Annotated in this window: 14 protein-coding genes; 6 read left to right on the top strand and 8 right to left on the bottom strand. The window is 66.9% G+C overall.

The genetic code is table 11. From position 1 onward, the window contains the following. The first annotated feature begins 15 nt into the window (after positions 1-15). Positions 16-1,023 carry a DUF1176 domain-containing protein gene (locus tag AC5QAH_RS12140; protein ID WP_241893132.1) on the top strand — a complete coding sequence of 336 codons (1,008 nt, stop codon included), beginning with the start codon at positions 16-18 and terminating at the stop codon, positions 1,021-1,023. Between the two features lie 80 nt (positions 1,024-1,103). On the opposite strand, the gene AC5QAH_RS12135 is transcribed toward AC5QAH_RS12140, so the two are convergent. The 5 genes from AC5QAH_RS12135 to dapB all read right to left on the bottom strand — a co-directional run bounded on the left by AC5QAH_RS12135 (position 1,104) and on the right by dapB (position 8,037). After that, positions 1,104-2,021 carry a phosphoglycerate mutase gene (locus tag AC5QAH_RS12135; RefSeq protein WP_495232362.1) on the bottom strand — a complete coding sequence of 306 codons (918 nt, stop codon included), beginning with the start codon at positions 2,019-2,021 and terminating at the stop codon, positions 1,104-1,106. A gap of 4 nt (positions 2,022-2,025) precedes the next feature. Further along, positions 2,026-2,490, bottom strand: a complete 465-nt coding sequence (gene greA / locus AC5QAH_RS12130; protein WP_026347191.1) for a transcription elongation factor GreA — start codon at positions 2,488-2,490, stop codon at positions 2,026-2,028. Between the two features lie 8 nt (positions 2,491-2,498). Then, on the bottom strand, positions 2,499-5,741 hold the full coding sequence (carB, locus tag AC5QAH_RS12125; RefSeq protein WP_010482523.1) for a carbamoyl-phosphate synthase large subunit: 3,243 nt from the start codon (positions 5,739-5,741) through the stop codon (positions 2,499-2,501). Positions 5,742-5,891: 150 nt separating this feature from the next. Next, entirely contained in the window at positions 5,892-7,019 is a 1,128-nt protein-coding gene (gene carA / locus AC5QAH_RS12120; RefSeq protein WP_191851257.1) for a glutamine-hydrolyzing carbamoyl-phosphate synthase small subunit, read from the bottom strand. A gap of 289 nt (positions 7,020-7,308) precedes the next feature. After that, positions 7,309-8,037: a 4-hydroxy-tetrahydrodipicolinate reductase gene (gene dapB / locus AC5QAH_RS12115; protein ID WP_029550629.1), complete on the bottom strand. Its 729-nt coding sequence runs from the start codon at positions 8,035-8,037 to the stop codon at positions 7,309-7,311. A 90-nt stretch (positions 8,038-8,127) separates the two neighbouring features. Here dapB and AC5QAH_RS12110 point away from each other — a divergent pair, with 90 nt between their 5' ends. From AC5QAH_RS12110 to AC5QAH_RS12095, 4 genes are all read left to right on the top strand, one after another. Then, positions 8,128-8,889, top strand: coding sequence for a 3-oxoacyl-ACP reductase (locus tag AC5QAH_RS12110; protein WP_495232361.1), 762 nt, complete (start codon positions 8,128-8,130; stop codon positions 8,887-8,889). A 4-nt stretch (positions 8,890-8,893) separates the two neighbouring features. After that, positions 8,894-9,289 carry a MerR family transcriptional regulator gene (locus AC5QAH_RS12105; protein ID WP_495232360.1) on the top strand — a complete coding sequence of 132 codons (396 nt, stop codon included), beginning with the start codon at positions 8,894-8,896 and terminating at the stop codon, positions 9,287-9,289. A gap of 55 nt (positions 9,290-9,344) precedes the next feature. Beyond that, positions 9,345-9,926, top strand: coding sequence for an NAD(P)H-dependent oxidoreductase (locus AC5QAH_RS12100; protein WP_495232359.1), 582 nt, complete (start codon positions 9,345-9,347; stop codon positions 9,924-9,926). Positions 9,927-10,042: 116 nt separating this feature from the next. Continuing rightward, positions 10,043-10,504, top strand: coding sequence for a DUF4304 domain-containing protein (locus tag AC5QAH_RS12095; protein WP_057502908.1), 462 nt, complete (start codon positions 10,043-10,045; stop codon positions 10,502-10,504). A gap of 117 nt (positions 10,505-10,621) precedes the next feature. Here AC5QAH_RS12095 and AC5QAH_RS12090 read toward each other — a convergent pair whose 3' ends face one another. From AC5QAH_RS12090 to AC5QAH_RS12080, 3 genes are read right to left on the bottom strand one after another with little or no spacing between them, the layout of a single operon-like run. Beyond that, the gene (locus AC5QAH_RS12090) at positions 10,622-10,876 is read right to left on the bottom strand and encodes a DUF6587 family protein (protein WP_494528862.1); all 255 of its coding nucleotides are present in this window, start codon (positions 10,874-10,876) and stop codon (positions 10,622-10,624) included. Continuing rightward, positions 10,876-12,741 carry a ferrous iron transporter B gene (gene feoB, locus AC5QAH_RS12085; protein ID WP_010482532.1) on the bottom strand — a complete coding sequence of 622 codons (1,866 nt, stop codon included), beginning with the start codon at positions 12,739-12,741 and terminating at the stop codon, positions 10,876-10,878. Before feoB ends, AC5QAH_RS12090 begins: the two co-directional genes overlap by 1 nt. Next, positions 12,738-12,992, bottom strand: coding sequence for a FeoA family protein (locus tag AC5QAH_RS12080; RefSeq protein ID WP_010482534.1), 255 nt, complete (start codon positions 12,990-12,992; stop codon positions 12,738-12,740). The genes feoB and AC5QAH_RS12080 overlap by 4 nt, the downstream gene beginning before the upstream one ends. 119 nt (positions 12,993-13,111) lie before the next feature. On the opposite strand from AC5QAH_RS12080, the gene AC5QAH_RS12075 reads away from it, so the two are divergent. After that, positions 13,112-13,900 carry an enoyl-CoA hydratase/isomerase family protein gene (locus AC5QAH_RS12075; protein ID WP_495232358.1) on the top strand — a complete coding sequence of 263 codons (789 nt, stop codon included), beginning with the start codon at positions 13,112-13,114 and terminating at the stop codon, positions 13,898-13,900.

Here is a 13,900-nt window from a genome sequence, read left to right as displayed (position 1 = left end):
CTGGCGTCGCTGACGATGGCCTCGGTTGCCCCGGCTGCCGAACCGGCGGGCATTTCGTTGGCGAAGGGCGACGGCGTGATGGCCTGCGACAACACCCGCACCTGCCGGCTGGCAGCCTACGGTCCACTGGCGCCGTTGATGCTGAGCGCGCTGATCGAACGCAGTGGCGGGCCGCGCACGGCGGTCACCGCCCGGCTGTCAATGGCCGAGGGCGGCGAGGACGCGCCTGCGACCCCTGCGCCGGTGGCCCCCGAAGGAACGTTGCGACTACACGTGGACGGAAAGGACCTCGGTGCCATCGGCCACAGCGAAGCGCTCGACTCTGGTCTGGAGCTGCCCACCCGCTACGTGACCGCCATGATTGAAGCACTGCTGGCGGGCAAGCGCGTCGAGATGAGCGACGCCTCAGGTCACGCGTGGCCGCTGTCTGACCGCGGCATCCGCACGCTGCTGCTGAAGATGGACGAAGCACAAGGTCGGCTGGATACGCCTGGCGCGCTGGTGCGCAAGGGCTCACAGCCGGAGTCGAAGGTCCCGGCTGCGGTTGCCGCGCCGGCCCTGAAGGCACCGCCGCTTCTGGCTGAAGCACAGGAAAGCGATGCGCAGCTGGCCGAGCGGGCGGATCTGCTGCAGCAGCTGCAACCAGTGGCCGCTGCGGGAAACGCGTGCGACCGGATGTCGTCACGCCAACTCCGCATCGAACGGGTGGATGCCAGCCATGTCCTGGCGCTGTTGAACTGCACAACCGACCGCTACATCGTGCCGGCGGGGACCTGGCTGATCCGCGATCGTCCACCGTTTTCGCCCACGCTGATCGCCCCAAGCACGCTGTTTCCGCTCTACCCGCATGCCGTATTTCTTGAAGAAGGTTCTGTGACCGACACCGATCCCTGCGGCACGAACCGGCACTGGGCCTGGGATGGCTCGCGCCTTGTCCTGAGCGCGACGTATCTGGGTGAATACTGCTCAACCCGCAGCCGCAGGCACTGGTCATTGCCGACCTACGTTACAGAAGTCCAGTAGTGATGAAGCCGAGCATGGGCTCGGCGCTACAGGGGGAATCAGCAGCACCCGTGGCTGTGCGGCAGCGCGCAGCGTTGGCTTCAATCGTGCAGCTGGCGCGGCTTCTTCCAGAACTGCCAGCGCTGTCCACGGTCCAGCTGGAACTGCAGGCCGTCTTCGAAATCCAGCACCAGCCGCTGCAGCTCACCACGCTTGAGCGCGGCCAGCAGCGGACGGATCGCTTCATTGCCGAGCTGCTGCAGGGAACGCAGCTGGCGCAGATCCACCAATGCATCCACCGCCTGCTCGCCGTCCACGGCGACGCCAGCCGCCAGGGCCAGGCCCTGCAACAGGGCATCGCGGCTACGCACCTGTGCGTGCGGCGTGCTGACCGACACCGGCATCACGCCACCGCCCCAGAACCACAGCGAATTGATCGGCTGTTGTCCCTGCGCGGCGCGCTGCTGGTTCCAGGAATGGTTGTGCAGCAGCACCTGCGCCTCGGTCATCAGCGCCCGCCAACGGCGGCCGCCCTCGCCTGCCGGCAGGTGCGAGAACAGGTCATCGCCGAGCACCTCATCCGGGCTGTCGAAGTCAGGCAACGCCAGGTCGATCGGAAGCCGCAGGTACCAGCGCGAAGGATCCGGTGCGTCGAGCACGAATCCGGCATCGGCAAACAGCGGCTGCAGCACCGGCAACAGGGCCAGGCAGTCCGCCAAGGTCGGCCGCAGCGTCTCGCCGTAGGCCATCATCCGCGCGCCGTGCATGTCCGGCACCATGCAGGCCGGGTCGGCACGCAGCCAGCTGGCGCCGGCTGCATCGCCGACGTCGCGCTGGCGGGTCAACGCGGCCACCGGCCAGTGCGGCGCGGCAACCGTGAAATGGCGCGTCAGTTGTGCGCGTTCGCCCGGTGCGACCTGCACCATCGTGGCACGGCCGAGCGCACGCGCCACATCGTCCGGCAGCGCAGCCGCGGCAAAGCGGCTGCGTGCAGGCAACAGCAGGGTCGCCGTCGCCACGTGGTCAGTCCACGTAGCTGACGCTGACGATCTCGTACTCGCGCTGGCCGGCCGGGGCGTCGATCACGATCGAATCGCCTTCCAGCTTGCCGATCATCGCGCGCGCCACCGGCGAGGAAATCGCGATCAGGCCCAGCTTGATGTCCGCTTCCAGGTCACCAACGATCTGGTATTTCTTCTCTTCGTCGGTTTCCACGTCAGCCAGCGTCACGCTGGCGCCGAACACCACCTTGGAGCCGGCATTGAGCTTGCTCACGTCGATGATTTCGGCGTGCGACAGCTCACCTTCCAGCTGCTTGATGCGGCCTTCGATGAAGCCCTGTTCCTCGCGCGCGGCATGGTACTCGGCGTTCTCCTTCAGGTCACCGTGCTCACGCGCCTCGGCGATCGCGGCGATCACCTTCGGGCGCTTGACCGACTTCAGGTGATCCAGTTCGTCGCGCAGCTTCTGCGCGCCCTTCATCGTGATGGGGGCTCTCATGCATTCAACTCCTTGTGCAGCTCCTGCAGCGACCAGACGGGGCCGGTGCCGCGGAATTCCAGTGAATCCACCAGCGCCTTGGCGCCGGCAATGGTGGTCGAGTAGGTGACGCGATGCTGCAGTGCCTCGCGACGGATCGAGAACGAGTCGTTGATCGCCGAACGACCTTCGGTCGTGTTGACGATGTAGACGATCTCGCCGTTCTTGATCGAGTCGACGATGTGAGGACGGCCTTCGACCACCTTGTTGATGATCTCGCAGTCCATGCCATGCTGCTGCAGCCACGCGGCGGTGCCACGGGTGGCGACCAGGCTGTAGCCACGCGCCAGCAGCGCCTTGGCCACCGGCAGCACGCGCTTCTTGTCCGGATCACGCACCGAAACGAAGGCCTTGCCGACCGGCGGCGCCTTGATGCCACCGGCTTCCTGCGCACGTGCGAAGGCGGCGTTGAAGGTGCGGCCTACGCCCATCACTTCACCGGTGGAGCGCATCTCCGGCCCGAGGATCGGATCGACGCCCTGGAACTTGGCGAACGGGAAGATCGCTTCCTTCACCGAGTAATAGTCCGGCACGATTTCCTTGGTTGCACCCTGCTCGGCCAGGCTCTTGCCAGCCATGCAACGGGCGGCGATCTTGGCCAGCGGCATGCCGGTGGCCTTGGACACGAACGGCACGGTGCGCGAGGCACGCGGGTTCACTTCCAGCAGGTAGATGGTGTCGGCACCTTCGTCGCTGGTCTGGATCGCGAACTGGGTGTTCATCAGGCCGACCACGTTCAGGGCCTTGGCCAGCTCCACCACCTGGCGGCGCAGTTCGGCCTGGGTTTCAGCCGACAGCGAGTACGGCGGCAGCGAGCAGGAGGAATCGCCCGAGTGAACACCGGCTTCTTCGATGTGCTCCATCACGCCACCGATCAGGACGTTGCCATCCTTGTCGGCGATGATGTCGACGTCGCACTCGACGGCGTTGTCGAGGAAGCGGTCCAGCAGCACCGGCGAATCGTTGGACACCTTCACCGCGTCGCGCACGTAGCGGGCAAGGTCGGCTTCGCCGTAGACGATCTCCATCGCACGGCCGCCCAGCACGTAGCTCGGGCGCACCACCAGCGGGTAGCCGATCTCGCGGGCCAGCAGCAGGGCTTCCTGGTCGTTGCGGGCGATGCGGTTCGGCGGCTGCTTCAGGCCCAGCTTGTCGACCAGCTGCTGGAAGCGCTCACGGTCTTCGGCCAGGTCGATCGAGTCCGGGCTGGTGCCGATCACCGGCACGCCGTTAGCTTCCAGCGCGCGCGCCAGCTTCAGCGGGGTCTGGCCGCCGTACTGCACGATCACGCCCTTCGGCTGTTCCAGCTCGACGATTTCCAGCACGTCTTCCAGGGTCAGCGGTTCGAAGTACAGACGGTCGGAGGTGTCGTAGTCGGTCGACACGGTTTCCGGGTTGCAGTTGACCATGATGGTTTCATAGCCATCCTCGCGCAGCGCCAGTGCCGCGTGCACGCAGCAGTAGTCGAACTCGATGCCCTGGCCGATGCGGTTCGGGCCACCGCCCAGGATCATGATCTTGTCGCGGTTGCTCGGCGCGGCCTCGCACTCGTCCTCGTAGGTCGAGTAAAGGTAGGCGGTACCGGTGGAGAACTCACCGGCACAGGAGTCCACGCGCTTGTAGACCGGGCGTACCTTGTGCGCACGACGCAGCGCGCGGATGGCGGCTTCGTTGGTACCGGTCAGCTGCGCCAGGCGCGCGTCGGAGAAGCCAGCGCGCTTCAGCTTGCGCAGGCGTGCAGCGTCCAGCGCATCGATGCCACCGGCAGTGACTTCAGCTTCCGCCGCGATGATTTCCTCGATCTGATCCAGGAACCAGTGATCGATGAACGACAGTGCGTAGATCTCTTCCACGCTCATGCCGGCGCGGAACGCATCGGCGACGAAGAACAGGCGCTCCGGGCCCGGCGCCTTCAGCTCGCGGCGCAGGGTCTGCAGGTCTTCTTCGTTGGCCAGGTCCAGGCCGGTCGGGTCGAAGCCGACCTTGCCGGTTTCCAGGCCACGCAGGGCCTTCTGCACCGACTCCTGGAAAGTGCGGCCCATCGCCATCACCTCGCCCACCGACTTCATCTGGGTGGTCAGGCGGGCGTCGGCGGCCGGGAACTTCTCGAAGGCGAAACGCGGGATCTTGGTGACGACGTAGTCGATGGACGGCTCGAACGAGGCCGGGGTCAGGCCGCCGGTGATCTCGTTCTTCAGTTCGTCCAGGGTGTAGCCCACGGCCAGCTTCGCGGCGACCTTGGCGATCGGGAAGCCGGTGGCCTTGGAAGCCAGCGCCGAGGAACGCGACACACGCGGATTCATCTCGATGACGACCACACGGCCGGTCTTCGGGTTGATACCGAACTGCACGTTCGAGCCACCGGTATCGACGCCGATCTTGCGCAGCACGGCGATGGAGGCATCGCGCAGGCGCTGGTATTCCTTGTCGGTCAGGGTCTGCGCCGGCGCCACAGTGATCGAGTCACCGGTGTGCACGCCCATCGGGTCCAGGTTTTCGATCGAGCAGACGATGATGCAGTTGTCCGCAGTATCGCGGACCACTTCCATCTCGAACTCCTTCCAGCCCAGCACCGACTCTTCCACCAGCACTTCGGTGGTCGGCGACAGTTCCAGGCCGCGGCTGACGATCTCGACCAGCTCTTCGCGGTTGTAGGCAATGCCGCCACCGCTGCCGCCCAGGGTGAAGCTGGGGCGGATGATGGTCGGGTAGCCGACGCGAGTCTGGATCTCCAGCGCTTCGTCCAGGGTGTGGGCGACGGCGGCGGTCGGGCATTCCAGGCCGATCTCACCCATGGCCACGCGGAACAGCTCGCGGTCTTCGGCCATGCGGATCGCTTCGCGCTTGGCGCCGATCAGTTCGACGTTGTACTTCTCCAGCACGCCGTTGTCGGCCAGGTCCAGCGCGCAGTTCAGCGCGGTCTGGCCACCCATGGTCGGCAGCAGCGCGTCGGGCTTTTCCTTGGCGATGATCTTCTCGACCGTCTGCCAGTTGATCGGCTCGATGTAGACGGCGTCGGCCATCTCCGGATCGGTCATGATCGTGGCCGGGTTGCTGTTGACCAGCACCACGCGGTAACCCTCGTCACGCAGGGCCTTGCAGGCCTGGGCGCCGGAGTAGTCGAACTCGCAGGCCTGGCCGATGACGATCGGGCCAGCACCGATGATGAGGATGGTCTTGAGGTCAGTGCGCTTGGGCATTTTCTTCTCTAAGTCAGTACAGCGTGACAAGGGGGAGTGATCGCACGCTGTCGATCAGGAATCTTGATCCGCAGCGCCGCGCCAGGGGCAGCAGCGATGCGGCGGCTTACGGTCCATCGCGACGCCACCGGGGGGCCGGCGGCGTACTGATCACGCCTTGGCCTGCTCCATCAGCACCACGAAGCGGTCGAACAGCGGGCCGACGTCGGTCGGGCCCGGCGACGCTTCCGGGTGGCCCTGGAACGAGAACGCCGGCACATCGGTGCGGGCGACGCCCTGGTTGGTGCCGTCGAACAGCGAACGGTGGGTCACGCGCAGGGTGGCTGGCAGCGTCGCTTCATCGATCGCGAAACCGTGGTTCTGCGAGGTGATCATCACCCGGCCGTTGTCCAGGTCCTGCACCGGGTGGTTTGCGCCGTGGTGGCCGTGGCCCATCTTCATGGTCTTGGCGCCCGAGGCCAGGCCCAGCAGCTGGTGGCCCAGGCAGATGCCGAAGGTCGGGATCTTCACGTCGATGAAGGTCTTGATCGCTTCGATCGCGTAGTCGCACGGTTCCGGGTCACCCGGACCGTTGGACAGGAACACGCCGTCCGGCTTCAGTGCCAGCACTTCAGCGGCCGGGGTCTGGGCCGGCACCACGGTCACTTCGCAGCCGCGCTCGGCCAGCATGCGCAGGATGTTGGTCTTCACGCCGAAGTCGTAAGCCACGACCTTGAACCGGGACGGCACGCTGACGAAGGCGTTGGCATCCAGGTCCAGCTGGCCCTCGGTCCAGGTGTAGGTCTTCTCGGTAGTGACAACCTTGGCCAGATCCATGCCCTTCAGCCCCGGGAACTTGCGGGCGGCTTCCAGTGCCTTTTCCACGTCGATGTCGCCGGCCATCAGTGCACCGTTCTGCGCGCCCTTCTCGCGCAGGATGCGGGTCAGCTTGCGGGTGTCGATGCCGGCGATGGCGACCACGCCGCGCTGGATCAGCCAGTCCTGCAGCGACACCTGGCTGCGCCAGTTGCTGGGACGGCGGGGAACGTCGCGCACGATCAGGCCGGCCGACCACACCTTGGACGCTTCATTGTCCTGGTCGGTCATGCCGGTGTTGCCGATATGCGGATAGGTCAGCGTGACCATCTGCCGGGCGTAGGACGGGTCGGTCAACACTTCCTGGTAGCCGGTCATGGCGGTGTTGAACACCACCTCACCGACGGACAGGCCGGGCGCGCCTACGGATTCGCCCTCGAATACGGTGCCGTCTTCGAGGACGAGGATTGCGGCTTGGGTCACGGGAATCTCACTTTGGCTACCGAGGGGGCTGCCGAAGTCACGCCTGCGCTTCACGGAAATCCGGTTGCAAAAAAGCGCGGACGTACGGTCTGGGACCGGTCCGGCTTTCGTGATTCGGCGAGTGCGAATTGTAGCGCTGCCGGGGCGCTCGCGCCAGCGGTTATCGCGCTTGATGAACAGGCGATTGCGTATTCATTTCAATCCGGCGGCGTATGCGGCGCCCGCTGGTAGCGCCGGGCCATGCCCGGCGGAACCGACACCGACGCCGGGCACGGCCCGGCGCTACCGGTTAACGCGGCCCGTCCAGTAGATCCCGCACCCGGTAGCTGCCCGGAGCCCGGCCCTGCAGCTGGCGGGCGGCGAACAGCGCGCCGCGGGCGAAGATGTCGCGGTTGGTGGCCCGGTGCACCAGCTCGATGCGCTCGCCCAGCCCAGTGAACTGCACCAGGTGCTCGCCGACGATGTCACCGGCGCGCAGGCTGGCGTAATGCGGTTCCGCCCCACCCCGCTGCGCTGCCGCGCCCAGGGTCAGCGCGGTGCCCGACGGCGCATCCTTCTTCTGGGTGTGGTGCGACTCGACGATGTCACAGTCCCAGCCGGCCAACGCCTGCGCCGCGCGCTCGACCAACTCGTCCAGCACCGCCACGCCCAGGCTGAAGTTGGAGGCCCAGACCAGCGGGATCTTCGCAGCCGCCGCGTCCAGCGCCTGGCGCTGCGTGCTGGAGATCCCGGTGGTGCCCGACACCAGCCCGGCACCCCGCTCCACGCACAACGCCAGCATCGGGTCGAAACCCTCCGGCAGGCTGAAGTCGATCGCCACGTCGAACACCGGCGCGCCGGGCAGTTCGCTGGCACCGAAGAACGGCACGCCGTCGACCACGCGCTGCGCCGGCGCACGGCCGGCCACTGCGGCCACGATCTGCAGGGTTTCGGGATGTTCGGCGGCCAGCCGCAGCAGGGCCTGGCCCATGCGCCCGGAGGCACCGTGAATGAGCAATCGCAGGGGAGTCTGGTTCATGCCTGCAGGCTAGCGGCAGCAAGCCCGCTCGGGCAAGCGCCATCGCTGCTACGCTGCATGCCCTTTCATGCAATGGATGGCAGCTCCCTCATGCAGATCAGCGAACAGCTGGTGCTGGTCACCGGTGCCGGCCGCGGACTTGGCCAGCACATCGCCCGTGCTTTCGCTGCACATGGTGCGCGCGTCATCGTCAACTACCACCACAGCGAAGGCACCGCACGGGCGCTGGCCGCCGAGCTGGGCGGACAGGCGATCGCACTGCCGGCCGACGTCACCGACCGCGGCCAGGTCGATGCGATGCTGCAGCAGGCACTGGCCCACTTCGGGCAAGGCGTGACAACCGTGGTCAACAACGCGCTTGCGGCGTTCTCGTTCAATGGTGATGCCCGCGACAGTGCCGCCACCATCGGTTGGCCCGCCTTCCAGGCACAGTTCGAGGGCAGCGTGCGCGGCGCGCTGAACACCGTGCAGGCCGCCCTGCCCGGCATGCAGGCCCGCCGCTTCGGCCGGGTGATCAACATCGGCACCAACCTGTTCCAGAACCCGGTGGTGCCCTACCACGACTACACCGCCGCCAAGGCCGCACTGCTGTCGCTGACCCGCACCCTGGCCGGCGACCTCGGCCCGCATGGCATCACCGTGAACATGCTGTCCGGCGGCCTGCTGCGCACCACCGATGCCAGTGCCGCCACGCCCGAAGCGGTGTTCGACTACATCGCCGCCAACACGCCACTGCGCAGCGTCACCACACCGGCCGAATTCGCCGATGCCGCGCTCTTCTTCGCCAGCCCCTGGTCGCGCGCGGTGACCGGCCAGAACCTGGTGGTCGATGGCGGACTGGTGCGGAACTGAACCGATGCGCATCTCCGAGGTCAGCCGCCTGACCGGTGCCAGCGCCAAGGCCATCCGCCTGTACGAGGCGCGTGGCCTGTTGCCGCCGGTGCCACGACTGAACCGCTATCGCGACTACAGCGAACAGGACGTGGCCTGGGTGCAGCTGATCCGCCAGGCACTGGCGCTGGGTATCACCCTGGCGGCGATCTCGCGCCTGCAGGGCCGCGACGGGCGGCTCGACTGGCCTGCGGTGCTGGCCTTGCTGGAACAGCAGCGCACACGCATAGCCAGCGAACGGGCGCGGCTGGCGCAAGTCGAGCGCGCTTTGCAACAGGTCAGCGACGAACTGCAGCAGTGGCTGCGCTCCGGCAGCAGTGACTGCGTGCTGGAACCCAGCGGCTGCACCACCCCGGTTTGACTCTGCCCCTGGGGCAGACCCCAACCTCGCGCACTTTCCATTGCCCGAGGTTGCCGTGTCCCGTTCCGTCCTGATCCTGCTCGGCCATCCTGACCGTGACAGCCTGTGTGGTGCCCTCGCCCAACGCTATGCCACGGCCGCGGAGAATGCCGGCCACCGGGTGCGCCTGATCGCACTGGGCGACCTTGAATTCGAACCGGTGCTGCGCCACGGCTACCGCCAGATCCAGCCACTTGAAGCCGATCTGCAGGACGCCGCCGATGCGATCGAAGCCTGCGATCATCTGGTGCTGGTCTACCCCACCTGGTGGGGTGCAATGCCGGCGCTGTTGAAGGGCTTCTTCGATCGCGTGCTGCTGCCGGGGTACGCCTTCCGCTACCGGCGCGATTCGGTGTGGTGGGACCGGCTGCTGGCCGGACGCAGCGCACGGGTGATCACCACCCTGGATACACCGCCCTGGTACTACCGCTGGATCTACCGCGACCCGGGCATCAGCCAGATCCGCGCCACCATCCTGCAGTTCTGCGGCATCCGCCCGGTGCGTGTCAGCCGCCTCGGTGCGGTACGCAGCAGCTCGCCGGAGCAACGCAATCGGTGGCTGGCGCTGGCAGCAGAGCTGGGCTCACGCGCCCGGTAGATCCACGCCATGCGTGGATGAAATGCTGGCCAGTGTTCCGGATGTCGCGTTTGCCAATTGACCGTCAGGCACTGCGCCTCAAGGCTGTGGCCCGTCTTCCGGCCCAGGCAGAACCCATGAAATCCTCGACCGTCTTCAGCAAGTGCGCCAGGAAGACCGGCTTTGCCGGAACGTCGACGACCCGCTACCGCTTGCTGGATGCCGCCCTGCTTGTCGTGAATCACCAACGCGCCAACGAAAACCGGGGCTTCTATGTGAATGCTGGACTCTACTTTCCAGAGCTGCTCGAGTATCCGCTCGCGCCTGACGATCTTGAAACGGCCTTCAGGTACCGCTCCAGCATTCCCACGCCCCATGTCGACTGGCGGATCGAAGAGACGCCAGGCCTGCGCCGGACCTTCATCCAGCAGGATCTTGAAGATCTGCTGCAGGCCGGCAACCGCGACGCGCTGAAAGGCCTGCTGCTCTTTGCCCTTGCCGACGTGGCCGGCTTCGCGGCCAGCCATGGAAACCGGGAATCGGTGCGGCGATTGAATCAGGATGGTCGCTTCCGGGCGATCATCCGGAGAGAGGTTTGAATCCGGAGAGCGTGCGAACCAAGGTTCGCACCCACAGGGGGAGGGCCCGCACCCACAGGGGGAGGGCCCGCACCCACCGGCAGAAGGTTCGCAGCCACCAGCGCAGGAAAATCAGCGTCAGCGCTGCTTCGGTGGAGTTGGCCCGCAGCTGTCGCAACCACCACAGGCACCACCACCTCCAGTCGCCGGCGGCGCGATCTTCCGCCCCAGCGCCTGCATCCAGCCGGGGCGACCCGGCTTCAGCAGGGCCAGCGCCAAGGCCCCGCGCAGCGTGCGCACGGTGCCCGGGAACTGCTTCTTCAGCACCACCCAGGCACTGACCAGCACGGCCACCGCGATGATCAGGTACTGGATCAGCAGGCCGGTATCCATCAGCCGCCTCCCAGCGCCTTGGTCACCTGGTAGGTGATCAGCGCAGCCACATAGGCCGCGGCGAACAGGTAGAACGCGGCGAAGCCCATCTGCTTCCACGAATTGGTCTCACGCTTGATGGTGGCCAGCGTCGAGATGCACATCGGGGCGTAGATGTACCAGACCAGCAGCGACAGCGCGGTCGCCAGCGACCAGCCGTCGCTGATCAGTGGGGTCAGCGCCTGGCTGGCGGCATCGTCATCGGCCGCGGACAGCGCGTAGACCGTGGCCAGCGACGATACCGCCACTTCGCGCGCGGCCAGGCCCGGGATCAGTGCGATGCAGATCTGCCAGTTGAAGCCCAGCGGCGCGAAGAACACGGCCATCGCATGGCCGATCTGGCCGGCGTAGCTGTAGTCGATGGCCGGCATCGTGGCGCCAGCGGGAGCCGCCGGGAACGACAGCAGCACCCACAGCAGGATGGTCAGCGCCAGGATGATGCCACCGACGCGCTTGAGGAAAATCATGCCACGCTCGTACAGGCCCACGGCCAGGTCGCGCGCATGCGGCAGGCGGTAAGACGGCAGCTCCAGCATCAGCGGATGCTCACTCTTGTCGCGACGCCACTTCTTCATGATCCACGACATCGCCAGCGCGCTGAGGATACCGGCGGCGTACAGGCCGAACAGGACCAGCCCCTGCTGGTTGAACACGCCCCACACCGTCTTCTGCGGAATGAACGCACCAATCAGCAGCGCGTACACCGGCAAGCGTGCGGAACAGGTCATCAACGGCGCCACCAGGATCGTGGCCAGGCGGTCACGTGGGTCCTGGATGCTGCGCGTGGACATGATGCCCGGCACTGCGCAGGCAAAGCTGGACAGCAGCGGGATGAACGAGCGGCCGGACAACCCGGCGGCGGCCATCATGCGGTCGAGCAGGAACGCCGCGCGCGGCAGGTAACCGGACTCCTCCAGCACGAGGATGAAGAAGAACAGGATCAGGATCTGCGGCAGGAACACCACCACGCCACCGACACCAGCGATGATGCCGTCGGTCAGCAGGCTGGCCAGCGGACCTTCCGGCAGCACGCTGCCGACAAACTCGCCCAGCCAGGCAAAGCCGGCTTCGATGCCGTCCATCAACGGCGTCGCCCAGGCGTACACCGCCTGGAAGATCAGGAACATCACCACCGCCAGGCTGACCAGGCCGAACACCGGGTGCAGCAGCCAGCGGTCCAGCGCGTCGTCGATCTTCGCGGTCCGCGCTGGCATCCGCACGGCGACCGACAGGATCTCGCGCACCTTGGCATGGTAGTCGATGCCACCTTCCGGGCCCGGCACCGGTGCATCCAGGTGCGGCACCATCGCATCGAGGCGCTCGACCAGGGCCTTGGCGCCTTGCTTGCGCACCGCCACGGTCTCCACCACCGGCACGCCCAGCTCGCGCTCCAGCGCGGCCACGTCCACCTGGATGCCCCGGCGCTGGGCCGCATCGACCATGTTCAGCGCCACCACCATCGGCTTGCCCAGCTCGCGCAGTTCCAGCGCGAAACGCAGGTGCAGGCGCAGGTTGGTGGCGTCGATCACGCACAGCAGCACGTCCGGCGCGGCTTCGCCCGGGTAGAAGCCCCGGCACAGGTCACGGGTGATCGCCTCGTCCAGGCTGGCCGGATGCAGGCTGTAGGCGCCCGGAAGGTCGAGCACCGCGAACTCGCGGCCGGACGGCGCACGCAGGCGGCCTTCCTTGCGCTCGACGGTGACGCCGGTGTAGTTGGCAACCTTCTGCCGGCTGCCGGTCAGCTGGTTGAACAGTGCGGTCTTGCCGCTGTTGGGGTTACCGACCAGCGCAACGCGCAGCGGGGCGGTAGTGGCAGTAACAGTCATGCGCGTCGTTCCTGGCTGGCGGCGTCGACCACGATCCGCTTGGCTTCACTGATCCGCAGCGCGAAACGGGTGAACCCGACCTGCACCAGCAGCGGCTCGCCCCCCACCGGACCCTTGGCCACCAGGCGTACTTCCTCGCCCTTCACGAAACCCAGCTCGCGCAGGCGACGGGCAATGGCATCGTTGGCATGCAGGTCCTGCACGGACTCGACCACGGCCGAGGTGTGCAGCGGCAGTTCGGACAGCGTCATCTAGCGTGTTCTCTGCTGGATGTAAATGGTTCTCGATTCTAACATTCCCGCGTCGCGTCATGGCCCATGACCAATGGCCCGCTATGATCCATACAGGTATGGAGTGACCCTGGAATCCCATGAACGATGCTTTGCAGATCGAGCGCAGCGGCGCCGCCCTCACCCTCTGGCTGAACCGGCCGGAGCTGCACAACGCCTTTGACGCCAGCCTGATCGCCCGGCTGACCGCCGCACTGGAGGCCGCCGGCCGCGATGATTCGGTCCGGGCCGTGGTGATGGCAAGCCACGGCACCTCCTTCTCGGCTGGTGCGGACATGCAGTGGATGCGCGGCATGGCGGCGGCCAGCGAGGCCGACAACCGCGAGGACTCGCTGGCGCTGGCACGGCTGATGCGCACCCTGGACGAGCTGCCCAAGCCGACCCTGGCCCGGGTCCACGGCGCGGCCTTCGGCGGTGGCGTCGGCCTGGTCGCCTGCTGCGACATCGCCATCGCCAGCACCTCGGCCCGCTTCGGCCTGACCGAAAGCCGCCTCGGCCTGCTGCCGACGGTGATCTCGCCCTATGTGATCGAGGCCATCGGCCCCCGCCAGGCTCGCCGCTGGTTCGCCACCGGCGAGCATTTCGACGCCGACACCGCGCTGCGCATCGGCCTGGTCCACCAACTGGTCGAGCCTGAACGCCTGGACGAGGCCGTGCAACGCCAGCTGGCCCTGCTCGACAAGGCCGGCCCGATCGCCTCGTCCACCGCCAAGCAGCTGGTGCGCCAGGTCCGCGACAGCCATGACCGCGACACCCTGGATCGCGATAATGCCGCCCTGATCGCGCGCCTGCGGGTGTCCGCCGAAGGCCAGGAAGGCCTGGGTGCCTTCCTCGACAAGCGCGCCCCCCACTGGGTCACGGAAGCCTGA

Source organism: Stenotrophomonas sp. YJH_SMC_43 (genome assembly GCF_059372535.1).
The sequence above is the reverse complement of the archived record's forward strand: the minus strand, read 5'-3'. Positions and strand labels throughout refer to the sequence as shown.